This is a genomic window from Mesorhizobium liriopis, from assembly GCF_024053505.1.
GTDB classification, from domain to species: Bacteria; Pseudomonadota; Alphaproteobacteria; order Rhizobiales; family Rhizobiaceae; genus Mesorhizobium_B; species Mesorhizobium_B liriopis.
Genome location: NZ_JAMXQS010000002.1, coordinates 241,079 through 265,259, shown reverse-complemented (window position 1 = coordinate 265,259; position 24,181 = coordinate 241,079). Strand labels below are relative to the sequence as shown.

The 24,181-nt window shown below is 64.2% G+C and carries 21 protein-coding genes; 9 read left to right on the top strand and 12 right to left on the bottom strand.

Annotation, left to right across the window (positions count from 1 at the left end; translation table 11 throughout):
- Position 1: 1 nt before the first annotated feature.
- Positions 2–217, bottom strand: a complete 216-nt coding sequence (locus NGM99_RS04290; protein ID WP_252816329.1) for a hypothetical protein — start codon at positions 215–217, stop codon at positions 2–4.
- 363 nt (positions 218–580) lie between these two features.
- Here NGM99_RS04290 and glf point away from each other — a divergent pair, with 363 nt between their 5' ends.
- From glf to NGM99_RS04270, 4 genes are all read left to right on the top strand, one after another.
- Complete coding sequence (gene glf / locus NGM99_RS04285; RefSeq protein ID WP_252816911.1) at positions 581–2,812, top strand: UDP-galactopyranose mutase; 2,232 nt, start codon at positions 581–583, stop codon at positions 2,810–2,812.
- Between the two features lie 74 nt (positions 2,813–2,886).
- Positions 2,887–4,944, top strand: a complete 2,058-nt coding sequence (locus NGM99_RS04280; protein ID WP_252816328.1) for a glycosyltransferase — start codon at positions 2,887–2,889, stop codon at positions 4,942–4,944.
- Positions 4,937–6,040: a zinc-binding dehydrogenase gene (locus NGM99_RS04275; RefSeq protein WP_252816326.1), complete on the top strand. Its 1,104-nt coding sequence runs from the start codon at positions 4,937–4,939 to the stop codon at positions 6,038–6,040. The genes NGM99_RS04280 and NGM99_RS04275 overlap by 8 nt, the downstream gene beginning before the upstream one ends.
- Positions 6,037–8,319, top strand: a complete 2,283-nt coding sequence (locus NGM99_RS04270; RefSeq protein ID WP_252816324.1) for a glycosyltransferase — start codon at positions 6,037–6,039, stop codon at positions 8,317–8,319. Before NGM99_RS04275 ends, NGM99_RS04270 begins: the two co-directional genes overlap by 4 nt.
- Positions 8,320–8,352: 33 nt before the next feature.
- Here the strand turns inward: NGM99_RS04270 and NGM99_RS04265 are convergent, their stop codons facing one another.
- Both NGM99_RS04265 and NGM99_RS04260 read right to left on the bottom strand, forming a co-directional pair.
- Positions 8,353–8,841, bottom strand: a complete 489-nt coding sequence (locus NGM99_RS04265) for a DUF2243 domain-containing protein (RefSeq protein WP_252816322.1) — start codon at positions 8,839–8,841, stop codon at positions 8,353–8,355.
- 97 nt (positions 8,842–8,938) lie between these two features.
- Positions 8,939–10,561 (bottom strand): ABC-F family ATP-binding cassette domain-containing protein, encoded by a 1,623-nt coding sequence (locus tag NGM99_RS04260; protein ID WP_252816320.1) that lies wholly within the window; start codon positions 10,559–10,561, stop codon positions 8,939–8,941.
- A 194-nt stretch (positions 10,562–10,755) separates the two neighbouring features.
- Between NGM99_RS04260 and NGM99_RS04255 the strand changes: the two genes are divergently transcribed.
- On the top strand, positions 10,756–12,012 hold the full coding sequence (locus tag NGM99_RS04255; RefSeq protein WP_252816318.1) for an aminopeptidase: 1,257 nt from the start codon (positions 10,756–10,758) through the stop codon (positions 12,010–12,012).
- Positions 12,013–12,018: 6 nt separating this feature from the next.
- On the opposite strand, the gene NGM99_RS04250 is transcribed toward NGM99_RS04255, so the two are convergent.
- The gene (locus NGM99_RS04250; RefSeq protein ID WP_252816316.1) at positions 12,019–12,306 is read right to left on the bottom strand and encodes a DUF2218 domain-containing protein; all 288 of its coding nucleotides are present in this window, start codon (positions 12,304–12,306) and stop codon (positions 12,019–12,021) included.
- Positions 12,307–12,476: 170 nt separating this feature from the next.
- On the opposite strand from NGM99_RS04250, the gene NGM99_RS04245 reads away from it, so the two are divergent.
- Entirely contained in the window at positions 12,477–14,636 is a 2,160-nt protein-coding gene (locus NGM99_RS04245) for a TonB-dependent siderophore receptor (RefSeq protein ID WP_252816314.1), read from the top strand.
- 1 nt (position 14,637) lies between these two features.
- Positions 14,638–15,495, top strand: coding sequence for an alpha/beta hydrolase (locus NGM99_RS04240; RefSeq protein WP_252816312.1), 858 nt, complete (start codon positions 14,638–14,640; stop codon positions 15,493–15,495).
- 6 nt (positions 15,496–15,501) lie between these two features.
- Here NGM99_RS04240 and NGM99_RS04235 read toward each other — a convergent pair whose 3' ends face one another.
- From NGM99_RS04235 to NGM99_RS04225, 3 genes are all read right to left on the bottom strand, one after another.
- Complete coding sequence (locus tag NGM99_RS04235) at positions 15,502–16,857, bottom strand: acyl-CoA synthetase family protein (protein ID WP_252816311.1); 1,356 nt, start codon at positions 16,855–16,857, stop codon at positions 15,502–15,504.
- 97 nt (positions 16,858–16,954) lie between these two features.
- Entirely contained in the window at positions 16,955–17,677 is a 723-nt protein-coding gene (locus tag NGM99_RS04230; protein WP_252816909.1) for a copper homeostasis protein CutC, read from the bottom strand.
- On the bottom strand, positions 17,661–18,587 hold the full coding sequence (locus tag NGM99_RS04225; protein WP_252816309.1) for an ROK family protein: 927 nt from the start codon (positions 18,585–18,587) through the stop codon (positions 17,661–17,663). The genes NGM99_RS04230 and NGM99_RS04225 overlap by 17 nt, the downstream gene beginning before the upstream one ends.
- A 68-nt stretch (positions 18,588–18,655) precedes the next feature.
- Here NGM99_RS04225 and NGM99_RS04220 point away from each other — a divergent pair, with 68 nt between their 5' ends.
- On the top strand, positions 18,656–19,675 hold the full coding sequence (locus tag NGM99_RS04220) for a LacI family DNA-binding transcriptional regulator (protein ID WP_252816306.1): 1,020 nt from the start codon (positions 18,656–18,658) through the stop codon (positions 19,673–19,675).
- A 32-nt stretch (positions 19,676–19,707) separates the two neighbouring features.
- Here the strand turns inward: NGM99_RS04220 and NGM99_RS04215 are convergent, their stop codons facing one another.
- The 5 genes from NGM99_RS04215 to NGM99_RS04195 are packed head-to-tail and all read right to left on the bottom strand — an operon-like array spanning position 19,708 to position 23,536.
- Positions 19,708–20,499 (bottom strand): transporter substrate-binding domain-containing protein, encoded by a 792-nt coding sequence (locus NGM99_RS04215; RefSeq protein WP_252816304.1) that lies wholly within the window; start codon positions 20,497–20,499, stop codon positions 19,708–19,710.
- 35 nt (positions 20,500–20,534) lie between these two features.
- Positions 20,535–21,452 (bottom strand): isoaspartyl peptidase/L-asparaginase, encoded by a 918-nt coding sequence (locus NGM99_RS04210; RefSeq protein WP_252816302.1) that lies wholly within the window; start codon positions 21,450–21,452, stop codon positions 20,535–20,537.
- Between the two features lie 5 nt (positions 21,453–21,457).
- On the bottom strand, positions 21,458–22,192 hold the full coding sequence (locus NGM99_RS04205) for an amino acid ABC transporter ATP-binding protein (RefSeq protein ID WP_252816300.1): 735 nt from the start codon (positions 22,190–22,192) through the stop codon (positions 21,458–21,460).
- A gap of 1 nt (position 22,193) precedes the next feature.
- Positions 22,194–22,865 carry an amino acid ABC transporter permease gene (locus NGM99_RS04200; RefSeq protein ID WP_252816298.1) on the bottom strand — a complete coding sequence of 224 codons (672 nt, stop codon included), beginning with the start codon at positions 22,863–22,865 and terminating at the stop codon, positions 22,194–22,196.
- The gene (locus NGM99_RS04195) at positions 22,865–23,536 is read right to left on the bottom strand and encodes an amino acid ABC transporter permease (RefSeq protein ID WP_252816296.1); all 672 of its coding nucleotides are present in this window, start codon (positions 23,534–23,536) and stop codon (positions 22,865–22,867) included. The genes NGM99_RS04200 and NGM99_RS04195 overlap by 1 nt, the downstream gene beginning before the upstream one ends.
- A gap of 155 nt (positions 23,537–23,691) precedes the next feature.
- On the opposite strand from NGM99_RS04195, the gene NGM99_RS04190 reads away from it, so the two are divergent.
- Positions 23,692–24,168, top strand: coding sequence for a VOC family protein (locus NGM99_RS04190; protein WP_252816294.1), 477 nt, complete (start codon positions 23,692–23,694; stop codon positions 24,166–24,168).
- The last annotated feature ends 13 nt before the right edge of the window (positions 24,169–24,181 follow it).

The following is a 24,181-nucleotide window of genomic DNA, read 5'->3' as shown; positions in this document are numbered from 1 at the left end:
CTCACCTCTTCGATTTGGCCCCGCTCACCTTGGCAAGACGATACTGCAGCAGTTGAATCCTGTCACGCAATTGCTGGAGCCCCTCGCCCCTGGGCTGGCTCGTCAGGCAGGCATTGCCTTCCCGCCACTTCGCCCACTGCGCTTCTTGCTGGTTGAGCTGGCTCTGGAGAGCTTCGAGTTCGGCTGTGATCCGACCGGTGTCAACGATCTGGCTCATACGGTCCTCCATGCAAGGCGACATGGCTTACGTGCCGGACCGGCGAGACACATTAACAATTGAGCGTCGGCGCACCGTTCTTTTCGGTTCGCGTGCGCTTGAATTTAATAAAAACCGCCGCCGACCTTTCCATTGGAAATATCCGCGCTAGCTCATTGAGGCTGATTGCTCCGGGGAGGGGGCGAACGGGCATATCATTTGTTAATATTCGCTTCCCCGGAGCATGGAATGCTGCGAGATACGTGCCTGCGCCCTGCCAACATTTCTTCCATAGAGGAAGAAGCGGAGGCGAAGGCAGACTATACTTTGATATGTTTTTCCCATCTGCGATGGGATTTCGTGCTGCAACGGCCCCAGCATCTGATGCAGCGCTTCTCGAAGGGCCGGCGGGTCTTCTTTTTCGAAGAGCCTATCCCCTGCGATCACCCACTCGCTTACCTTGAATATCACCCTTTCGAAGGCACGGATGTTGTGGCGGTGCGCCCGCGCGTGCCGCATTGGTGGAACGAGGCGCAACGCGAGGAAGCGCTCGCGCGCCTGCTCGATCTTCTGATCAAGCTCGACGGCGGCAAACGCCCCGTCCTCTGGTTCTACACGCCGATGATGTATGGCTTCGCCAAGCATGTCGATGCGGCGGCGATCGTTTACGACTGCATGGACGAACTCGCCAATTTCCGCTTCGCGCCCGAACGCTTGAAGCTGCTCGAGCAGGAGTTGATCACGGCGGCCGACGCAGTGTTCACCGGCGGCGTTTCCCTGTTCGAAGCCAAGCGCCACGCGCATGACAACATCCATGCCTTTCCTTCCAGCGTGGATGTCGCCCATTTCAGGCAGGCGCGGGTCGAACAGTCTGACCCGGCCGACCAATCCGCGATTCCCCATCCGCGTCTGGGTTTCTATGGCGTCATCGACGAGCGCCTCGATCTCGGCCTGATCGCCGATCTCGCCGAGCGTCGCCCGGACTGGTCGCTCGTGATGGTGGGCCCCGTGGTCAAGATCGATCCCGCCCATTTGCCACAACGGCCCAACATCTTCTGGCTGGGCCAAAAGCATTACAACGAATTGCCAGCCTATCTCGCAGGCTGGGACTGCGCCATCATGCCGTTCGCCATCAACGAGGCGACGCGCTTCATCTCGCCGACCAAGACGCCGGAATTCCTGGCGGCAGGCCGCCCAGTCGTCTCGACCCCGATCACCGATGTGGTGCGCACCTACGGGCATCTGGATGCGGTGGCGATCGCATCGGATGCCGCAGGCTTCGTTTCCGCCGTGAAAACGATGCTGGCTCGCACGGTTCAAACCGCGTGGCGCGACGAGGCGGACGCGCTCCTCGCCCGGCAATCCTGGGATGAGACCTTCGCCCGCATGGAGCGCTACGTCTCGGAAGCCGTTGCACGCAACAGCAAGCGCGCCGTGCCCATGCCCCGTCCGTCCTTGCGCCGGCCGAACGGCCGCAAGCCCTATGACGTGCTGGTGGTGGGCGCCGGTTTTGCCGGTTCGGTCATGGCCGAGCGGCTGGCACGCGAGGCGGGCAAGCGCGTGCTGGTCGCGGACAAGCGTTCGCACATCGCGGGCAACGCGTTCGACCATCAGGACGCGGCGGGCATTCTCGTGCACCGCTATGGGCCGCACATCTTCCACACCAACAGCGACGAGGTGTTCCGCTACCTCTCGCGCTTCACCGAATGGCGCAATTACGAGCACCGTGTTCTGGCTGTCGCCAACGGCAAGCGCGTGCCCATGCCCATCAACCGCACCACGCTCAACGCGCTCTACGATGCGGGCCTCGACGACGACGAGGCGGCGGCCCGCTTCCTCGCTGCGCGTGCCGAAACCGTGCCCGAGATCCGCTCCTCGCGCGATGTGGTGATAGCCCAGGTCGGCACCGAACTTTATCGCACCTTCTTCGAAGGCTACACGCGCAAGCAGTGGGGGCTCGATCCGTCAGAACTCGACAAGTCGGTCACTGCGCGCGTGCCGACGCGGGTCAACACCGACGACCGCTATTTCCTCGACAGCCATCAGGCCATGCCGCTCCATGGCTATACCCATATGTTCGAGAACATGCTCGATCACGAGAACATCGATATCAGCCTCGATACCGACTTCGCAGAGCTCCGCGACGAGGCCCTCGCGAGCCATACGGTCTATACCGGCCCTATCGACGAGTTCTTCGGCCACCGCTTCGGCGCGCTGCCTTATCGCAGCCTCGAATTCCGCCATGAAACGCTAGACCGCCGCCGTTTCCAGGAGGCAGCCGTGGTCAACTATCCCGACCCGTCGGTGGCCTATACGCGCATCACCGAATACAAATACCTGACCGGTCAGGTGCACCCGAAAACCAGCATTTCCTACGAGTTCTCGCGCGCCGAGGGCGACCCGTATTACCCGATCCCGCGCCCCGAGAACCAGGCGCTCTTCAAGCGTTACGAGGCGCTGGCCAACGAGACACCCGATGTATCCTTCCTCGGGCGGCTGGGCACCTATCGCTATTACAACATGGATCAGGTGGTCGGGCAGGCGCTGGCAACGTTCCGGCGCATGGCCCTGCCGGGCACGACAGCCGCGCATCCTCGTGCCATGGTCGGTGCCTGACTTTCGTGCAGTTAGTCGGAAGACAAGGCCCGCTCAGGGTCGCATTGGCGACCGACAGCGGCGAGCCTTCGGGGATGGGCGAGCATATGCTCCTGCTCGCCCGGCATCTCGGCGCAGGAATCGCGCCGACGCTTGTCCTGCCATGGGGCGAGGCGAGCGACGATCTGAGCCGCCGCGCCGCGCGCCGGGGCCTCGCCGTCAAACGCTTCAGTGCCGAAGGCGACGATTTTGGCTTTTGGCTTCGTGCCGCGCGCCCCGATCTCCTCCATGTCCATGCCGGCATCGGCTGGGAAGGGCAGGAACTGGCGGGGGCGGCGGCCGATACGGGCATTCCCGTGTTGCGCACCGAGCACCTGCCTTTTCTTCTGACCGACCTCGACCAAATCGAAGCGCATCAGGCGTCTCTTGCAAACATCGCCAAGCTGATCGCGGTTTCCGATGCCGCCGGCCGGAGCTTCGCCCAAGCGGGCATTCCACCTGAAAAACTGGTGGTGATCCGTAACGGCATTGCCCCGGCCGTTCCGCTTCAAGACCGCAATGCCGCGCGGCAAACACTCGGGCTTTCGGAAAACCTCCCGGTCTTTCTTTCGGTTGGGCGTTTGACCCCGCAAAAGGGACACAGCACGCTTCTGGATGCGTTCAGCCGGCTTGACGACAGCCGCGCCATTCTCCTTTTGGCCGGTGAAGGCACCGAACACGACGCCCTGGTGGATTTCGCGCGCGCCAGTGGCATTGCCGCCCGCGTACATTTCCTCGGCCATCGCACGGATGTGCCCGAATTGATGGTGGCGGCAGACTTCCTTGTGCTTCCCTCGCTCTTCGAAGGCCTGCCGCTGGTGCTGCTCGAAGCCATGGCCGCGAAGCTGCCGGTGATCGCCACCCGCGCGACAGGCAGCTTGGAAGCCGTGGGAGAAGACCACCCGTTCCTCGCAGAAACGGGCGACCCGGACAGCCTCGCCGCCGCCATGCGCGCGGCCCTCCATGATCCGGCGCTCGTCGAACAGGCGACAAAGGCGCTTCACAAGCGCTTCGAGAACCATTTCCATGCCGAGCGCATGGGCCGGGAAACCACGCAACTCTATCGCGACGTCCTTTCGGGCCGTACCCCTATTTCCATAAGGCAGACCTCCATGACGAAAACACGGATCGGCTTCATCGGGGCGGGTGGCATCGCCCACCGGCATCTGGGTGTGCTCGAACAGTTCGAGGATGTGGAGCTCGCCGCGTTTTCCGATACCGATTTCGAGCGCGCGCGCGGCACCGCCGAGCGCTTCGGCGCGCAGGCCTTCGCCTCGCATCAGGAGATGCTGGCGCAGGCAAACCTCGACGCCGTCTATATCTGTGTGCCGCCCTTCGCGCATGGTGCTATCGAGGAAGCGGTGATCGCGGCCAAGCTTCCCTTTTTCGTGGAAAAGCCCGTGTCGCTCGACATCGAAACCGCGCGGCAGATCGAGCGGCAGGTTGCCCAGGCAGGCCTCATCACCGCTGTCGGCTATCACTGGCGCTATCTCGACACGGTGGACGAGGCCCGTGCGCTCTTCGCCCAGAATCCGCCCCGCCTCGTTTCCGGCTACTGGCTCGACGCCACCCCGCCGCCGCAATGGTGGTGGCGCAAGGACGCTTCGGGCGGGCAGATGGTCGAACAGACCACGCATATCCTCGATCTCGTGCGCGTTCTCGTGGGCGAAGTCGAGACGGTGTTCGGCCAGGCCGAGCACACGGCGCGCGACGATTTCCCCGGCCTCGATGTGGCCACCGCCAGCACCGCCAGCCTGCGTTTCAAAAGCGGAGCGGTCGGCAACATCGCGTCCACCTGCCTGCTGCGCTGGGGCCACCGCGTTGGCCTGCACCTTTTCGCCGACGGTCTCGCCGTCGAGATGACCGACCATGACATCATGATCGACACTGGCCGGGGCCGCCCGGTGCGCCATGCCGAGGGCGACCCGGTCTGGCGGGAGGACCGCGATTTCATCGATGCCGTGCAGGGCAAGGAAAACCGCATCCGCTGCCCCTATAGCGAGGCGTTGAAGACCCACGAACTGGCGCTCGCCGTCAACCAGTCGGCGGCATCCGGCGCGCGGATCCGTCTTTCCCATTCCCAGAACGCGCTGCGCGAGGTGGCCCATGGTTGATCATCGTCACATCCGCTCGCTCGGCGTGGAACGCGAGGGCGAGGGCTTCTTCTTCGGCTATGACGAGGGCCCGGAAGGGCATGGGCAGGTGCGGCTCGAAACGCTCTATACGGGGCTCTCAGCCGGCACCGAACTGACCTTCTTCAAGGGCACCAACCCCTATCTCCATTCGCGCTGGGACGAGGGCCGTGGCCTGTTCCACTCAGGCGAGGCGAGCGCGCACTTTCCCGTGCCATTTCTGGGCTACATGGAAGTGGGCCGCGTGATCGCGAGCCAGGCACCCGGCTTTGCCGTGGGCGATGTGGTCGCCGGCACCTTCGGCCACAAGAGCGGGCACACGGCCGACCCGTTCCACGAGGTTCTGGTCAAGCTGCCCGAAAACCTCGACCCGATTCTCGGCATCTTCGTCGCCCAGATGGGACCGATCGCGGCCAACGGCATCCTCCACGCCGATGCCGAACTTCTCGGCCCCCATGTGACGAAGCTCGGACAGGGCATTGCGGGCCGCCCCGTCGCGGTGGTCGGCGGGGGCACGGTCGGGCTCTTCACCGCACTTTTCGCGAAACAGGCGGGCGCGGCGGAAGTCGTGCTCTGCGATCCCTCACCCTTCCGCCGCGCGGTGGCGCAGAAGTTCGGGCTCGTGGCGCTCAGCGAAGACGACGCCATCGACTACGCCAAGACCAACTGGCATGGCGGCTCGGGCGGGGGACGCGGCGCGGACATCGTTTTCCAGACCCGCGCCCACGGCAACAGCCTCCACAACGCCTTGCGCATGCTGCGCCCGCAAGGAACCGTCATCGATCTCGCCTTCTACCAGGGCGGTGCAGAGGCCCTGCGGCTCGGTGAGGAGTTCCACCACAATGGCTTGAGCATCCGCTGCGCCCAGATCGGCCGCGTGCCGCGCGGGCTCGGGGCTCTTTGGGACCGTCGCCGACTCGCATCCGAAACGATCCAACTGCTCCAGAGTGAAGGCGAGCGGATCAAGGAGCATGTCATCACGCATGTTCTGCCATTCGACGAGGGGCCGGCTTTTCTCAAGACGCTGGTCGCCGAGCGGCCGGACTTCCTGCAGGTCGTGTTCAAGGCCGCGGCATGATCGAGCACAAGCCGAAGCGCATTCTCTTTGTTTTTGCGTGGTTGGTGGTGGGAGGCGAGGAGACCGAGGTCCGGCTCCTCGCCAAAGCGCTCGATCCCAGGGAGTATCGCATCGACGTCGTCGCCTGCTTCCGCAAGGAAGGTATGCCCGACCAGACGCACCAGCAGCTGGAAGCGCTGGGCGTCCATGTCGACCGCACGCCCTATACGCTCTCATTCGAAGACACGGTTTCCTATCTCGCGCGCAAGATCCCGCGCTATGACGTGGTGGTGTCCTGCCAGAACGTGGCCGACATCTACCCCGCGCTCGAGCGCCTCCATGCCCGCCCGCCGCTCATCGAGCATGGCGGCTTGGTCTCCGAAGCGCTGGCCGGGCCGAAGCATTTCACCACGCGTTATGTCGGCGTGTGCCGCTCGATCCGGGACGCTGCGGCGAGCCGGATGGAAGGCCGCGAAACCGACGCGCTCGAAATCCCCTCCACCGTCGATCTTTCCGAATTCGACCCGGCAACCCGCAGCGCCACCCGCCGCGCACTGGGTATCCCCGACGACGTTCCGCTGATCGGCTGGGTCGGCCGCCTCGACCGCAAGAAGCGCGTGGAAGATTTCATCGAGGCAGCCGCCCTCGTCCACCGGTCGCACCCCCAGGCACGCTTTCTCGTGATCGGCGGTCCCGACGCCTTCATGCCGGACTATGCCGGGCACCTGCAGGCGCTCGCCAAGGAACGCGGCCTGAACCAAGTGCTGCAATTCCTCGGCGACCGCCCGGACGTGCCTGATCTTTTGACCGCGCTCGATATCCTCGCCTGGCTCGCGCGCGGCGAAGGTATGCCGCATGTGATCGCGGAAGCGGGGGCCGCGTCCCTGCCCGTGATCGCCACACAGGACAACGGCACGCTTGAGCAGATCGAGGATGGCGTGTCTGGCCTCTTCGTGCCTCATGAAGACCCGGCTGCGGTCGCCCGCGCCATGGTTCGCCTGATCGAGGACAAACCTTTCCGCCGGTCGCTCGGCCAGGCTTTGCGCCATCATGTGGAGACGCATTACGCGGTCGAAGCGGTCGTGCCGCAGTGGCAGAAGCTCTTCGATGACGTGATCCGGGAAAACACACGTCCGGCCCCCGAGCCCAGGCTGTTCCGCTCATTCCTTCAGGGCGGTTTCGAGTGCTCGACGCATATGCGTCGCGACCCCAGGCGCGAAGGCCAATTTGAACGCCTCGACGTGATCGCCTCGATCGGCCACGACACGAATGCCGCGAACGACTACCGCCAGCTCGCCGAGCACGGCATCCGCACCATGCGCGACGGCGTGCGCTGGCACCTAGTCGAGCAGTCGCCCGGCCAGTATGACTGGTCGAGCCTCGTGCCCATGCTTCAGGCGGCGCGCAAAACCGGCACACAGGTGATCTGGGACCTGCTCCATTATGGCTGGCCCGCCGACATCATCATCTGGTCGCCGGAGTTCGCGTCCCGCTTCGCCCGCTTCGCGCGCGAAGCCGCCCGCGTCATCCGCGCCGAAACCGATGGCCCGGTCTTTCTCTGCCCCGTCAACGAGATTTCGTTCTTCTCATGGGGCGGCGGCGATGTGGGCTATCTCAACCCCTTCGCGCATGGCCGCGGCTTCGAGCTCAAAACGCAACTCGCGCGCGCCTCGATCATGGCCATGGAAGCCATTCTGGCGGACGATCCCACGACGCGCTTCGTTCATTGCGACCCGATGATCTCCATCGTCAACGACCCGGCACGCCCGGCGGATGCAGCACATGCAGGCGGGCATCACGAGTCGCAGTTCCAAGCCTGGGATATGCTGTCGGGCCGCATCTGGCCACAGCTCGGCGGACGGCCGGAACTGCTCGACGTGATCGGGGTCAACTACTACTTCAACAATCAGTGGATCCACGGGGGCCCACCCATCGACACCGACCACTCGCTCTACATCCCCCTTCACCAGCTGCTCGCCGAAATTCATGCCCGCTACGGTCGCCCGATCCTGATCGCCGAAACCGGCATCGAGGGCGACCGGCGCGCCAACTGGTTCCGCTATGTGGCTCAGGAAGTGGCGACGGCGCGCGCCCGAGGCGTGCCGGTCGAAGGCATCTGCCTTTATCCCGTCGCCAACCATCCCGGCTGGGACGACGACCGCGACTGTCCCAACGGACTTTTGTCGGCGCAGGTCGTGGGTGGGCGGCGCAGCGTCCACGCGCCGCTGGCCGAGGCGCTCGCGGCAAGCGCGCATCATGGGTCTCCGAAACCGCAAGAAGCCTTGTCCGCCATGGCTTAGCGGCCGGTTCATGCTGGACGCGGGCAGAATCTCTCAGGCCGGGTGGCTTGCGCGGCCACCGCGATAAAAAGCCCAGCCTCCCACGAGCATCGCGGCGCCCCAGACGAGGAACCCGATATCCCAATAGACCCACTGCTCGCGCGGCACCGTCTCGTTCACATGGTGCAGTCCGAGCAGATGGTGGTCGACCACGCCCTCGACGAGGTTGAAAAGACCGAAGCCCATCAGCATCGCGGCAAAGAGCAGCCTCGCCGACCAGCGGAAATGCTCCTTGCGCGCATCGCGCCAGAGAAGGAAAAGACCGGCCGCCGTGAACAGATAGGTGGCGGCATGAAAAAAGCCGTCGAGCATCACATTGAGCCGGAGATTGCTCAGCGTGTCGGCGGGCAACCCCGCGCTTGTCGCCATATGATGCCATTGCAGGATCTGGTGCAGCACGATCCCGTCGAAGAAGCCGCCCAGCCCGAGACCCAGCAGAATGCCGGCCCCGACGGGAAAGCGCCGGTCTTGCATGTCGTCCATCCGGTTCTCCTTCGATTGGAAGGGTAGGCGGCACAGCTTCGTCTCGCGCTGTCAAAGATCAATATTGGGCCTTTGACACCCTGAACTTGTCGAAGGGTCAGCCGCGTAGACCCGGCGCCTCCTGCCCCGTGCGCTCCACATATTCGGTGTAGCCGCCGCCATAGGCGTGGATGCCGTCTTGCGTGAGTTCCAGCACACGGTTCGACAGGGCCGCGAGGAAGTGGCGGTCGTGGCTCACGAACAGCATCGCGCCCTCGTAGCGCGAAAGCGCTTCGATCAGCATCTGCTTGGTGGCGATGTCGAGGTGGTTGGTGGGCTCGTCGAGAACCAGAAAGTTCGGTGGATCGAACAGCATCTTGGCCATCACCAGCCGCGCCTTCTCACCGCCCGAGAGCACGCGGCACTTCTTCTCGATCTCGTCGCCCGAAAAGCCGAAGCAGCCGGCGAGCGCGCGCAAGGGCGCCTGGCCCGCCTGAGGAAACGAGTCTTCCAGCGATTGCAGGACGGTGCGCTCGCCGTCGAGCAGCTCCATCGCGTGCTGCGCGAAATAGGCCATCTTGACGCTGGGCCCCCGCGACACCGCGCCCTGGTCGGGGTCGGAGGCGCCCGCGACGAGCTTCAAGAGCGTGGACTTGCCCGCCCCGTTCACGCCCATCACGCACCAGCGCTCGCGGCGGCGGATCTGGAAGTCGAGCCCGTCGTAGATCGTGCGGCTGCCATAGCTCTTGTGCACGTTCTTGAGCGTCGCGACATCCTCGCCCGAGCGTGGTGCGGGCTGGAACTCGAAGCGCACGGTCTGCTGGCGCTTCGGCGGCTCGACCTTTTCGATCTTTTCGAGCTTCTTCACCCGGCTCTGCACCTGGGCCGCGTGAGAGGCCCGCGCCTTGAAGCGCTCGATAAAGGCGATCTCCTTGGCAAGCATCGCCTGCTGGCGCTCGAACTGCGCCTGCTGCTGGGCTTCGTTCAACAGGCGCTGACCCTGGTAGAACTCGTAGTCGCCGGAATAGGTGGTGAGCGCGCCGGCATCGATCTCGACGATCTTGTTGACGATGCGGTTCATGAAGGCGCGGTCGTGCGAGGTCATCAGGATCGCGCCGTCGAAGCCCTGCAGGAAGTTCTCGAGCCAGATCAGGCTTTCGATGTCCAGGTGGTTGCTCGGCTCGTCGAGCAGCATCATGTCGGGGCGCATCAAGAGGATCTTGGCGAGCGCCACGCGCATCTTCCAGCCGCCCGAAAGCGCGCCCACATCGCCGTTCATCATCTCCTGGGAAAAGCCCAGACCGTCCAGCACCTCACGCGCGCGGCCGTCGAGCGCATAGCCATCGAGCTCGTCGAAGCGGCCCTGCACCTCGCCGTAGCGGGAAATGATCTCGTCCATCTCGTCCGCGCGGTCGGGATCGCCCATCGCGGCCTCGAGCTCGGCCATCTCGGCGGCGAGCTGGCTGACGGGCCCGACGCCGTCCATCACCTCGGCCACAGCCGAGCGGCCGCCCATATCACCCACATCCTGAGAGAAATAGCCGATGCGCACGCCGCGATCGGTCGAGACCTGTCCTTCGTCGGGCTGCTCCTCGCCGGTGATCATGCGGAAGAGCGTGGTCTTGCCGGCACCGTTCGGACCCACCAGCCCGACCTTCTCGCCGCGCTGGATCGCGGCGGACGCCTCGATGAACACGATCTGCTTGCCGTTCTGCTTGCCGATGCTTTCGAGACGGATCATGGAATTCTCAGGACTTTGGAAATGGGCAGGCCCTTTCCTTTCGGGCCGCGCGTCCTAGACCATTGCCTTCGCAGTTGCACAAGGCCCGAGAGGCTTTCGCGGTCGGCCCGAAGGCTTTCGCATTCGAATTGTGTCTTGTTCACCTCGCCCCGATGGCGCAAGCAAAGCGCGACAAAGGTTCAGGAGCCAAAGCCATGACCATCCAATCCCCCGGCGGCATTCAAAGCATCGATCCGGTGAAGCTCGACCGGCTGGCGCAGGTGGCGGTGAAAGTGGGCCTGCGGCTCGAACCGGGCCAGGACCTGCTTCTGACCGGCCCTATCGCCGCGCTCCCGCTGGTGCGGCGCATCGCTCATCACGCCTATGCGGCGGGTGCGGGCATCGTCACGCCCTTCTTCGCCGATGAGGAGATCACGCTGTCCCGCTACCGCGAGGCGCCCGATGCGAGCTTCGACCATGCTGCCGACTGGCTCTATGAGGGCATGGCGAAGGCGTTCAGCAAGAACACCGCGCGCCTTGCCATCACCGGCGACAATCCGATGCTTCTCGCGAACGAAGACCCCGCCAAGGTCGCACGCGCCAACAAGGCGAACTCGGCCGCCTATCGCCCGGCGCTCGAAAAGATCACCGGCTTCGACGTCAATTGGAACATCGTCGCCTTTCCGGGCACCGCCTGGGCGAAGCTCGTCCTTCCCCATGACGAGGAAAGCGTCGCCGTGTCGAAACTTGCGGAAGCCATCTTCGCCGCCTCGCGCGTGGACAATGACGACCCCGTTTCGGCTTGGGACGCGCACAACAGGGCGCTCGCCACCCGCACCGAATGGCTCAACGGCCAGCGCTTCGAGAGCCTGCATTTCTCCGGCCCCGGCACGGATCTCACGATCGGCCTCGCCGACAACCACCTTTGGCAGGGCGGCGCGTCCTCGGCCAAGAACGGCATCACCTGCAACCCGAATATCCCGACCGAAGAGGTCTTCACCACGCCGCACGCCCTGCGCGTCGAAGGCCATGTGCGCTCGACCAAGCCACTGTCCTATCAAGGCACGCTGATCGACGACATCGCGGTGCGCTTCGAGGGCGGCCGCATCGTGGAGGCCAAGGCGTCGAAGGGCGAAGCCGTTCTCAACAAGGTGCTCGACACCGACGACGGCGCGCGCCGCCTGGGCGAAGTGGCGCTCGTGCCGCATTCCTCGCCGATCTCGAAAAGCGGCATCCTGTTCTACAACACGCTGTTCGACGAAAACGCGTCGTGCCACATCGCGCTCGGCCAGTGCTATTCGAAGTGCTTCGTGGACGGCGACACGATCACGCCCGACCAGATCGCTGCCCAGGGCGGCAACAAGAGTCTGATCCATATCGACTGGATGATCGGCTCGGGCGACACCGACATCGACGGCATCAAGCCGGACGGCAGCCGCGTGCCGGTGTTCCGCAAGGGTGAGTGGGCCTGACGAGCTTTACGCCGAGCGCCATTCCAGCGCGCCTGGCTCTTCGCGGAAGGCGAAGCGCAGCAGGTGGCTCTCGATCACGTGCTGCATCTGCTTGAGCCTCTCCTCGTCTTCCGCCTCCAAGCGGATGGCCAGGGCCGAAGCATCGGCGTCGAGCTGGGCCGTGCCGATCTCGAAACGGCAGGTGCCGGTGTTGTCGCCCACCGTGGTCTCGACCCGGTGTCCGAAATGCTTGCAGAGCTGCTTGATATATTTGTCGGCACTCGGCGTTTCGAAGCGGGTTGTCGATTCAGGCATTGTTCTTTTCCTTTCCTGCTTGGCGGGGCTCGCAAATGGCATGTTGCATCGGCGCAACGCACGCTTTTCGAGCTCCTCGCGCTATGCAATAGAATAGTTGACTCATGAAGTCATAATATCGAGAAGACCTCTCGGGGGCAGCGCCATGCTGCAATCTTGAGGGACATTACATGCATTCCAGATCGGTCGCCGATCGCACCCGAGCACGCTCACGCAAGGCCAGCCTGCTCGTCTCGACTGCGCTTCTCCTCTTGCCCGGCATCGCTTTCGCACAGGACACGGTTGAGCTCGAAACCGTGACGGTGGAAGGGGCCGGCACGGATAATGCCGGCAACGGCGTGGGCGGTGGCGTGGCCCAGGATGGCTATGTGGCGACACGTGCGAAAGTCGCGACCAAGACCGACACGCCGCTCGTGAAGGTGCCGCAGGCCGTCAACGTCGTCACCCGCAAGCAGCTCGACGACCGCCGCGTGCAGACGCTGAAGGAAGCGCTCACCTATACGCCCGGCGTGCGCATCGGCGCCTTCGGCTTCGACAACCGCTTCGACGCCTTCACCATTCGTGGCTTCGACGTGACTTATAACGGCGTCTACCGCGACGGTTTGCGCGAGCTGACCGGCAATTTCTCGATCTTCAAGACCGAGCCTTACGGGCTCGACTCCATCTCGATCCTCAAGGGACCGAGCTCCGTGCTTTACGGCGGCGGCTCGCCCGGCGGCGTGGTCAACCTCGTGTCCAAGCGCCCGACTGAAACGCCCTTCCGCGAGGTCGAGGTGCAGGCGGGCAGCCACAACCGCTATCAGGGCCAGTTCGACTTTTCCGGTCCGCTCGCCAACAGCGACAACGCGCTGTTCCGCCTGACCGGCATGGTCCGCCAGTCCGATACCGAGCTGCGCTCCGTGCCCGACGACAAGATCACCATCGCGCCCGCGCTTACCTTCCGCTCGGACGACCGCGACACGCAGCTGACGATCCTCGGCGAGTATTCCCACGTCGAGACCGGGGGCAACTCGTCCTACTTCAACGAGAATGGTCGGATCACCAATCTCGAATCCGGCGATCCCGCATTCGGGACCTTCGTGCAGGATCAGGGCCGGATCGGCTACGAATTCGAGCACCGCTTCAACGAAACCTGGAGCGTGCGTCAGAACCTGCGCTACGTTCATATCTATGCCGATGTGCCCTATACCGGCATCGACGCCATCACGCCCGACCGGCTTTTCGCGAACCGTTCGACGGGCCTGATCACCGACAAGCTCGATTCATTCGCTGTCGACAACCAGGCCGAAGCCAAGTTCCAGACAGGTGCCGTCGGCCATACGGTGCTGATGGGGCTCGACTACAATTATGTCGATGTGAACGACAAGATCGGCTTCGGCACCGCCCCCGATCTGGACCTTTCAGACCTGAACTATGGCGAGCAGGACATCGATCGGCCAGACTATAATTTCCGCGATGTCACCACCAAGCAGCGCCAGACAGGCATCTACCTGCAGGACCAGCTGGAATGGAACAGGTTCATCCTGACGCTGGGCGGCCGCTACGACTGGCTCAACAGCCAGGACATCGCCCATGACGGGTTGGGCACGGATTCCGAGCAGGACGACGAGCATTTCTCGGGCCGCGTGGGCCTGGGCTATCTCTTCGACAACGGCATCGCGCCCTATGTGAGCTATTCCACGTCGTTCGCGCCGACCATCGGCGCGAGCTTCGGCGGTGGCTCCTTCCAGCCGACCGAGGGCGAGCAGATCGAAGCCGGCGTGAAATACCAGCCGACCGACCTCAACCTGTCGGCGAGTGCCGCCGTCTTCCAGATCATCCAGTCCAATGTTCTGGCCACCGACCCCGACAATGTCGGCTTCCAGGTCCAGCGTGGCGAGGTGCGCTCGCAGGGCCTGGAACTCGAAGCCTCCACCAGCCTGCCCAACGGCATCAACCTGACGGCCGCCTATACCTATCTCGACCTCGAGATCACCGAAGGCGATAATGCGGGAAACGTGCCGTCGGGCATTCCAGCGCATGAATTCTCGATCTGGGGCGATTACCTGTTCGGCGGCGGCCCGGCGGAAGGCCTGGGGCTGGGGTTGGGCTTGCGCTATTCCAGCAAGAGCTTCGGCGACGATGCCAACACGACCGAAAACGACGCGCGCTTTCTGGTGGACACAAAGGTCTCCTTCGACCTCGGCAAGCTCAATGAAAGCATGAAGGGCGCGGAAGCGCAGCTCAACGTCAAGAACGTCTTCGACGAGCGCGCGGTGACCTATTCGAGCGCTTATGGCTATCGCGACGAGGGCCGCCAGATCATCGGCAGCCTGCGCTACCGGTTCTGAGATGAGCCGAGCCTACACGCTTCAAGGCGCGAGCGTTCACGACATCGAAGACGAGACGGGGGCGGTCCGCCGCCTCCTCCTCTTCGTGCCGCCCGGAGAGGCGCCAGCGGAGGGCTGGCCGCTGCTCGCCATGACGGACGGCAACGCCTGCTTCGGCACGGCGGTCGATGCGCTGCGTGCCCAGGCCCACTACCCGAAAGGCACGAATGTCGGCTGGGGCGTGATCGCGGCCCTCGGCTATCCGACGGACGAAGCCTATGATCCGCTTCGCCGCTCCTGGGACCTGAGCCCGCCGCCCGGCACCACCTACCCGCCCTTCACGCCAAACGGCCCGGACGTGCGCACTGGCGGGGCGGACGATTTTCGTGATTTCATCGAGAGCCGGGTTCTGCCCTTCATCGCGACGCAGGTGCCGATTGACCCGACACGGCGCGCGCTGTTCGGCCATTCCTTCGGTGGCCTCTTCGCGCTCCACACGCTGTTCACGCGGCCCTCGCTGTTCCAGACGATCATCGCGGCCAGCCCGACCATCTATTGGGAAGATTGCGGGCTGCTCGCAACCGAAGCCCGCGCCGATTTCGATATGGCCATCCGCCCCAGCGTCCACCTCTCGGCGGGCGAACATGAAGGCGACAGGCTCGCACCCTTTCAGGAAACGCAGGACGACGCGATGGAGCGGCTCGAAAAGCTGCGGAAAGCGCGCACGATCCTTTACGCGCAGGAAATGGCCGCACGCCTCGCCCGACCCGAGGGTGCCAACCTCCACACTTCCTTCGAGTTGTTTGCGGGCGAAACCCATATGGGCGTGCCGACCCCGGCGCTCGGCCGCGCAATCCAGATTGCCTTCAAGCTGAAGTAAAGGCGCTTAGTCCCGCACCAGCACATGGTCGGGCCTCAGCCAGAACGGCGGCAGATAAAGCGGCGTCGAGGACAGCGGCAGGATGCTGTCCTTGAGCGGCACGCCGAGCTGGTCCGCCATGAAACGACGCCGCGCTTCGATCCGGGCCCAGGCTTCCGGATATTTCTGCGCCAGCTCGGCGCGCAATGTGCCGTCCGCGAAGACCACAGCGTCCTCGTTGTTGAGCGCCTGGCCTGCCGGCATCGGCACGGGGATCACATCCACCTGAAACACCATGCCGGAACGCAGGCGATCGTCCGAACCGGGACGTACCGGCGAATGAAGCCATTCCTCATGGCTACCGAGATGGCCGGGATTGAGCGCCGATTGCAGCCCGCCTTGCGCCAGCTTTTCGGTCACCGCCGAAAAGAGTTCGCCGCCCGGCAAGCCGATCTCGGCCGTGTGGTACCAGGCGATCAGCGCCTCGAAATAGCTCTTCGCCTTCAGGAGAAACGCATCATTGCCGTCATCCAGCAGCCCCGCGCGCGACGACAAGGCGCCCCACAAGCCGAGCGCCGTGGTCACGCCATCGCCCTTGCTCAATCGCCGCGCGGAAGGGCTGCGCAGGCCGATCACCGCTCCGCCGGGTCCGGCGGAGGCGAACATCGTGTGCACGTTGAGCGGATCGCCTTCGTAAGGCAAACGGCCGAGCGCCGAGAACTCCGTGTCGCCGACCTTCACGTTCGACACCACCTGCCAGAGCGCCGATGAGCAGCGGGCGGCAGCCCACTCGAACGCGGCGATCTGATCCACATCCACCACGGAACGCAGCCCTGTTTCGGGATGCATCAGGATGGGCGTCACGTCACGCAATTCGCCGGCCAGACGCCGCAGCATGCCGGCCAAGGAATCGGGCACGAAGAACAGGCCTGCGATTTCCTCGTCTTCTTCGGGCTCGAAATATTTCCAGCCGACCAGGCCCACCGTGTCGCCGGGCCGGATACCCGCATCGCGCAGGCGGATCGCGAGCTTGGGCTCCACCGATCGGTCCTGCCCCATTAGGCTCAGACTTTGCGCGCGCATCACGTCGAGACCGGGCAATTGCGCGAGTGCGGCATAGCTTTCCGACTCGTTGCCGGTGATCAGCACCCGTCTCTCACCAGGACCCAGCAACAGCAGCGCCTCCTCGAAGCGCGGCTCGAAGCCGGACAGGAACATCACATTCCCGAAATGCTCGCGATCGGCATAGACCACGACCCAGTCAAGACCGGCACGCCGATAAAGCTCATCCGCACGCGCCGCGTAAGTCGCAGGCGGCACGGTGGGTTGGCGACCCAGCGGGCCGAAATCGGGCAATGCGACGGGCTTGAGGGCAATGGGCATCAGAGTTCCTCCAAAATCCTGGTTCGAGCGCACCGAGTGAAACCGGGATCACCCTGTCGCGCGTCTGTTTTCGAGGCGTCAGCCCCGGTCTTGATGATTATCGCGCGATGGCCGCCTTCATGCGCCGCACTTCATTGACGCTGGTGCGCTTGGCGGCACCGGGGCTTGCAAAACCCAGTTCGACCGCGCGGGCTGACGGCGTGCCGACGGGTGCGGAACAGGAGCCGTGCCATTCGTCGAGCGGAACCTTCTGCCGAAGCGCACCCACATTGCCGGCGTTCACCCCCGAGCCGGCCATGATCGCAATCCGGCCCCGCGCCGCTTCATGCGCACGGCGCAGATCGTCCGCGCCATCCACGGCCGTTCGCGCCCGGCCCGAAGACAGGATGCGCTCGAAGCCGAGTTCCACGGCTGTCTCAACCGCCGGTTCGATCTCGGGCACGAGATCGAAGGCGCGGTGCAAGGTCGTTCCCAGGCCGTGTGCGGCCTCGAGCAACGCCTGAAGCGTGTCGCGGTCGAGACGACCATCCGGACGCGAACACCCCAGCACAACACCGGCCAGCCCCACCGCACGGATCGCCGTGATATCGGCCAGCATCGCCGCCACCTCGCTTTTGCTGAATACGAAATCGCCCCCGCGCGGGCGCACCATGGCATAGACGGGCACCGCGACACGCGCGGCAAGCGCGATCAGCCCCGGCCCCGGCGTCAGTCCGCCGAGTTCCAGCGCCGAGCACAGCTCGATCCGGTCCGCCCCGCCTTCGACGGCAGCACTCAGGCTTTCGGGATCCCCGACACAGACCTCAAGCAGCGGCATGATCCGCGTCTTCCCTGAAGCCCAGAATGGCTGCCCCGATCAGCCCCGGTTCGATGCGGCACTGCGCCTGCACCACGAGCGGCACGGTCGTCTTCCGCAGAATGCGCGCACGCACGGCTCTGTCCAGCCTTTCGATCAGAAGGCGCGAGTTCGACAGCCCACCGCCCACCGGCACGATATCGGCACCCACCACATTGACCACCAGCGCCAGCGGGCTCGCCAGCACGTCGATCAAGACATCGACCGTGCGCGACGCCTTTTCCTCGCCACTCTCGAACCCTTCGACGATCTCCTTGCTCGACTGCTCCAACCCGTGCAGGTGGCGATGAAGCTTTTCCAGCCCGCGCGCGCCGCCCACGGCATCCACGCAGCCCTTCAGCCCGCAGCCGCATGAAAAACGCGGGATCTCCACCGGCGGATCGCCCGCAAGGGTCGCCGCCACCGGTCCATGCCCCCATTCGCCGGCATAGCCGCCTGCCCCCTGCAAAGGCTTGCCCTCGATCACGAGACCGCCGCCCACGCCCGTACCCAGGATCACGCCGAACACGATGCGATGCCCGCGCCCCGCGCCTTCGATGGCTTCCGCCAGCGCGAAACAGTCGGCATCGTTGGCCACCGTCACGGCGCGGCCGAGCTTTTGCGACAGATCATGCGCGAGAGGCCGCCCGTCGAGGCAGGGGATATTCGCGATCTTGATGCGCCCGTCGGCCGGATCGACCACGCCCGCGATCGACACCGAGACAGGGCTTCGCGCCGGCACGCCGCCTTCTGCCATCAACGCTTCCAGCACGCCCGCGAAGGCGTCGAAATCATGGAGCGGGGTCGGCCGCGAGCCGATCATCGCGATGTCTGAAACGGAGCGGGCGGCGGCGCCCTTGATGGCGGAACCGCCAATATCGAAACACGCGATCACATTGCACCTTGGAGGGTCTGTGTGGAATGGAGTAGAATTGTCATACTGATTTTTTGCCGGACCGGAAATTGAACGACAAACCCAAGGGAGAAAGTCCGAAATCCGCCACCGGCGCGACCATGGCCGATGTGGCGGCTCTGGCCCGCGTTTCGCGCGCCGTGGTGTCGCGCGCCTTTTCGGTGGATCCGCGTCCGATCTCGCCTGAAAAGCGCGAGCGCGTGCTGAAAGCCGCAGCCCAGCTCGGCTATCAGCCCAATCTTCTTGCCCAGAGCCTCACCACCAAGCGCACCAATCTGGTGGCGGTGGTGGTCAACCATATTCATGACCTGTCCGACCTCGACCTGTTCGATTGCCTGCTGAATGCCATGCAGAGCCTGGGCAAGCAGGTGCTGTTCATCCGCGTCAATTCCGTGGACCGGGTGGAGCAGTTTTTGCGCAACGGCGTCGCCCACCATGTCGATGCAGCCCTGGTCTGGTCCGATTTCGCGGATGCCGCGACCGTGCGGCAGATGTTCCGCTCGGACTTCGCGGTGATGCTGAACGGCCGCCCCGACCCGCTCTCGCCCGCCGTCGTGCCCGACTCCACCATCGGCATCCGCGCCGCCGTGCGCGATGCAACCGAGAAAGGCGTGAGGACGGCAGCCCTCGTGACGGGCCGTGAATCCTCGCCCGTCGAGCAGGCGCGCATCCAGATCTATCTCCACGCTCTTTCTGAACACGGCGTCACGCTGGTTCAGACGGTGCGGGCCGGCGATTATACCTACCAGAGCGGCTATCAGGCCGGTGCGTCGTTTCTGTCGGACAAGGTGCCCGATGCGGTGTTCTGCACCTCCGACGCGTCCGCCATGGGCGTGCTCGATGCCTGCCGGGCTCATTTCCCGGAGAGCCGGCCGACGCGCTTCCGCCTTTACGGCTACGACAACCTGTCGCTGACGGATTTCGCCGCCTATCCGATCTCTTCCGTGGGCTACGACCAGGAAGAATTCGTCGAGCATATCGCCCGCTTCGTCGCGGAGCCGAACAGCTTCACGCCAGGCGATCCGCCCGTTTCGGTGCCAACGCGCTTCATTTCCCGCCTGACGGGCTGATCCCGAGGGACCAGCCCGGCGAGGCGTGCGTCTTACCAGAGCGGGTTCAGCTTGGGCGGGTTGGCGTTCGCACCCCACCACTTCTTGTAGTTCGCTTCATAGGCGCCCGACTGGATATAGTCGGATACGAACATGTCGAGCCAGCGCACGAAATCCGGATCGCCCTTGGCGACCGCGATGCCGATCGGGTCGTTGGAGTAGAGTTCAGGCAGGGTCACGAGCGTGTCGTTCTTGGTGGCGAGATAGTCGACCAGCGAGGAATCCTCGATCGCCGCATCGACGCGCCTCTGCTGGAGCTGCAGCACGCCGTCGGGCGCGAAATTATCGACATAGACGAGGTTGGCGTCCGGCACTTCGCGCTTGAGGAAGGCTTCGCCGGTCGTGCCGCGGCCGACCACGACATTCTTGCCGGCCAGATCCTTGAGCGTCGAAATCCCTACATCCTTCTGCACGATCACGCGCATGCCAGCACGGTTGTAGGGGATCGAGAAGGATACCGTCTTTGCGCGCTCGAGCGTCGCCGAGGTGTTCGCCACCACGATGTCGAGCTGACCCGACACCAGCATCGAAACACGCGCATCGCCCGAGACATCGGTGAATTCCACCGGCACGCCGATCTTCTGGGCGAGCATGTTCGCCACATCGACGTCATAGCCGGTCGGGTTGTTCTGGTCGTCACGGAAGCCGATCGGCTCGCCGCCGAGCGAGACGCCGATGCGCACCGTGCCGCGCGAGCGGATATCGTCCAGCATGCCCGCCGCCGCCGGCCATGCCGTGCCCGCCACCACCGCAAGGGCAGCCAGGGCTCCAATCAAACGCTTCATGCACTTTCCCCTTTTCATGATTCAGAAACGACGCGTCAGAGTTCTCGGGCGGGCCGAAGCTCGGGCTCGGCCATGCCGTCTTCCCAGAACCAGAAGCGGATTTCGCCCTCGCACCGGAAATTCACCACCTCGTGGCCGCCCTTCGCATCCACCGCGTGGATCACGACGCCGGCGAGGAAACCATCGGTCAGATCGGCCAGTTCGTCCACGGCCAATTGCACGGCGTCACGCAACGAATAGCCGAGCTTGAGCGCCAGCACGATCGTACGCGCGGTGCCGCAGCGCATAGTCATCTCGCCCGTATGCGTGCAGGCGGCCGCGCCATAGCGGCTGTCGGCATAAAAGCCCGCGCCAGGAATGGGCGAGTCGCCCAGCCGCCCTGGATATTTCCAGGCCCAGCCGGAGGTCGAGGTCGCCGCGTGAATACCGCGTGCCGGGTCGGCGCAAAGAAACACCGTGGTGTCGCGCACGCGCTCGGGGTCGGTGATGGTCCGGCTCAAGGGAGCCAGCGGAATGTCGGGAAACCGCCTGATGTCTTCCGGCGAGAGTTCCTTTTCGAGCCGCTCCCACCAGACGCGGCGGCTGTCGTCCAGAAGCGTCTCGTCATGCGGCATGCCGATCTCGGTCGCAAAGCGGCGCGCGCCGTCACCCGTCAGCATCACATGCGGCAGGCGGCGCATCACTTCGAGGGCCAATCGGGCCACGGGGATCGTGTCGGGCACGGCACCCACCGCGCCCACCTCGCGCGTCGTGCCATCCATCACGCCCGCGTCGAACTCCATGCGGCCGAGCATGTTGGGCCAGCCGCCATAGCCGACGCTGCGGACCTTTTCCTCCTGCTCGACCTTGGCGATGCCCGCGACCATCGCGTCGAGGCTCGTGTCACCTTTCTTCAAGAGATCGACGCTTGTGGCGAAACCCGCCCAGGCTTCGGCATTGGCCAGAAGAAGCATGAATGTCAGTCTTTTCTCATCTTGGACAGGAACTGTGCGATGCGCGGCACGGCCATGCCGCCCTTGGCGCTGAAGAAGGCCGCCGTGGGCAGGTCCACCACGAGCTTGCCCTTGTCGAGGAACACGATGCGGTTCGAGATCTGGCGGGCGAACTCGATCTCGTGGGTGACGAAGACCATGGTGGTGCCGCCTCGCGCGAGGTCGGCGAGAATGCCCAGCACATCCGCGGTCATTTCGGGGTCGAGCGCGCTCGTCACCTCGTCGAGAAGCAGATAGCGCGGCTCCATCGCGAGCGCCCGGCAGATGCCGACGCGCTGGCGCTGGCCGCCGGAAAGCTGGGCAGGATAGGCGTCGCCGCGATCGCCCAGCCCCACCTGCGCCAAGAGCGCGCGCGCTTTCCGCTCGGCCTCAGCCTTCGGCTGCTGCAGCACCTGGATCGGGGCCAGCGTGATGTTCTGAAGCGCGGTCATATGCGGGTAGAGATTGAAGAGCTGGAACACGGTGCCGGAGCGCTTGCGCGCTTCCGCCAGTTCACGCGGCTTCGACACGTCGAACTCGTCCACCGTGATGCGCCCGCCATCAAGCTTTTCGAGCCCGTTGATGCAGCGGATCAGCGTGGACTTCCCCGAGCCCGACGAGCCCAGGATCGACACGACCTCGCCGGGTTGAACCGAAAGGTTCACGCCATCGAGCACCACCGTCGACCCGAAGACCTTCCGCACATTTTCCGCTTTGAGCATGCTAGAGGCCTTTCCAAGCGCTGTGGGCGCGCAGGCGGTTTTCGAGACGCGTGCCAAGCATCGCGATCAGCTTCGCAGCCGCGTAATAAAGGAGCCCGACCACGGTCCAGACGATGAAGGGCTTGAGCGTGCGCAAGTTCAGGATGTTGCCGACCTTGGTGAGATCGACCACGCCGATCACCGAGATCAGCGAGGTGACCTGCAACTGGTTGACGAGAAGCGCCACCAGCGGACCGACCGCGAAAGCGGAGGCCTGCGGGCCGATCACATGGCGCAAGACCTGCCAGCGGGAGAGGCCGAATACACGCGCGGCCTCGATCTGGTCTCGGCCGACCGATTCCACGGCCGACACCGCGATCACATAAACAAAGGCCGCTGTGTTGAGTGAAAGCGTCAAGGTCGCGGCCTCGACCGGCGTCATGTTGACCCGGAAAAAGGCCGGAAAGCCGAAAAACACCAGAAAGAGCTGCACCAGCACCGGCGAGTTCTTCAAGAGCTCGGCCAAGAAGGACATCAGCTGCCACAGGCCCGGCACGCGATAGTAGCGGATCACGGCCCAGACCGTGCCAAGGAGCAGGCCGATCAGCGAGGTCGCGAGAAACAGCCCGACGCTGACGCCCAAGCCCTGAAGCAAAAGAACGATGTCGTAAGGGGTGAAGGACGAATAGCGCATCAGGCCACGTCCTGCGAAATGCCGCGATTGAGCCGCACATGCAAAAGGTTCACCGCGATCGACACGGCGTAAGTGAGGGCCGCGTAGAAGACGAGAAGCACCGCATAGACCTCGAAGGGGCGGAACGTGTCGGATGCCACGATGCGCCCGCTGCCCGTCAGCTCGTTGAGCGTGATGGCCGACAGGATCGAGGAGGTCAGGATCATGTTGACCAGAACCGCGCCGAGGGGCCTGATCGCCGTGCGCAACGCGATGGGCAGTACGATCCTGGTGAAGATCACGCGGCGAGACAGGCCGCTGACTTCAGCCGCTTCAATGATGCCGGGCTCGATGGCGAGGATGCCGGAGCGGATCGCATCGGACGCGAACGCGCCACCTGCGATCGAGAGTGCGATCACGCCCGTGGTGAAGGCGTCGATATAGATGCCGAGCTCGGGCAGGCCGTAATAAAAGAAGAAAAGCTGCACCAGAAACGGCACGTTGCGGAAGAGATCGACATAGGCCAGCGCCAGCCAGCGCAGGGGTTTGGCCGAGGATGTCCGCGCAATCGCCACAAGCGCGCCGAGCACCACGCTGCCGATAATGGCGAGCAGGCAGACTTCCGCCGACAGCACCGCGCCCTTCCACAGGAAGGGAAGATGGGGCCAAAGAATGGAAAGGTCGAACCGCAAGCGCCCTCACCGATTGAAACCGATTTCACACATCGCCTTTTCCGCTTGCCGTCTCAAGGCGGCTGGATCGGCTTTGCGAAACCGGAAGCGAATGGGCTTGGACTCCTCCTCCCATCCGCTACCATGGTGTTCGGCATAACCGGGAGGAACGCCACATGCAAGGGATCAGCGGGATCGGCCATGTTGCCATCAAGGTTCGCGATGTCGAGCGAACACTTCGCTTCTATCGGGATTCACTTGGTTTTCTAGAAATGATGCGTCTGTTTCACGATGATGGGAGCCTGTTCCTGATCTATCTCCGGATCACCGACACGCAGTATCTGGAGATTTTTCCGGAAGCCGAAACCGAGCGTACTTCGGGGCCGAAGGCCAATGGCATCCACCACATCTGCCTGACTGTGGACAGGCTGGAACCGGTTCTCGACCAGATCCGCCTAACTGGTGAAACCGTGTTCATCTGGCAGGATGGCGAGTTGCGCCCGACGCATGGCAACGCCATCAACACAGGCCTCGACCGCAACCGCCAGGCCTGGATCGAAGACCCCGACGGCAACCGCATCGAATTCATGGAGATGGCGCCCAATTCGTTGCAGGCCGAGGCGATCGGGCGGCTGAAGGCGCAAAACACGTGATCCACCCTTGAAG

Coding starts and splice junctions, on each gene's coding strand:
- NGM99_RS04265 (WP_252816322.1), bottom strand. CDS start 8,841: ATGGACGACATGCAAGACCGGCGCTTTCCCGTCGGGGCCGGCATTCTG.
- NGM99_RS04190 (WP_252816294.1), top strand. CDS start 23,692: ATGCAAGGGATCAGCGGGATCGGCCATGTTGCCATCAAGGTTCGCGAT.
- NGM99_RS04205 (WP_252816300.1), bottom strand. CDS start 22,192: ATGCTCAAAGCGGAAAATGTGCGGAAGGTCTTCGGGTCGACGGTGGTG.
- NGM99_RS04275 (WP_252816326.1), top strand. CDS start 4,937: ATGGTTGATCATCGTCACATCCGCTCGCTCGGCGTGGAACGCGAGGGC.
- NGM99_RS04235 (WP_252816311.1), bottom strand. CDS start 16,857: ATGCCCATTGCCCTCAAGCCCGTCGCATTGCCCGATTTCGGCCCGCTG.
- NGM99_RS04250 (WP_252816316.1), bottom strand. CDS start 12,306: ATGCCTGAATCGACAACCCGCTTCGAAACGCCGAGTGCCGACAAATAT.
- glf (WP_252816911.1), top strand. CDS start 581: ATGCAGCGCTTCTCGAAGGGCCGGCGGGTCTTCTTTTTCGAAGAGCCT.
- NGM99_RS04210 (WP_252816302.1), bottom strand. CDS start 21,452: ATGCTTCTTCTGGCCAATGCCGAAGCCTGGGCGGGTTTCGCCACAAGC.
- NGM99_RS04270 (WP_252816324.1), top strand. CDS start 6,037: ATGATCGAGCACAAGCCGAAGCGCATTCTCTTTGTTTTTGCGTGGTTG.
- NGM99_RS04200 (WP_252816298.1), bottom strand. CDS start 22,865: ATGCGCTATTCGTCCTTCACCCCTTACGACATCGTTCTTTTGCTTCAG.
- NGM99_RS04255 (WP_252816318.1), top strand. CDS start 10,756: ATGACCATCCAATCCCCCGGCGGCATTCAAAGCATCGATCCGGTGAAG.
- NGM99_RS04240 (WP_252816312.1), top strand. CDS start 14,638: ATGAGCCGAGCCTACACGCTTCAAGGCGCGAGCGTTCACGACATCGAA.
- NGM99_RS04280 (WP_252816328.1), top strand. CDS start 2,887: ATGGGCGAGCATATGCTCCTGCTCGCCCGGCATCTCGGCGCAGGAATC.
- NGM99_RS04260 (WP_252816320.1), bottom strand. CDS start 10,561: ATGATCCGTCTCGAAAGCATCGGCAAGCAGAACGGCAAGCAGATCGTG.
- NGM99_RS04245 (WP_252816314.1), top strand. CDS start 12,477: ATGCATTCCAGATCGGTCGCCGATCGCACCCGAGCACGCTCACGCAAG.
- NGM99_RS04215 (WP_252816304.1), bottom strand. CDS start 20,499: ATGAAGCGTTTGATTGGAGCCCTGGCTGCCCTTGCGGTGGTGGCGGGC.
- NGM99_RS04290 (WP_252816329.1), bottom strand. CDS start 217: ATGAGCCAGATCGTTGACACCGGTCGGATCACAGCCGAACTCGAAGCT.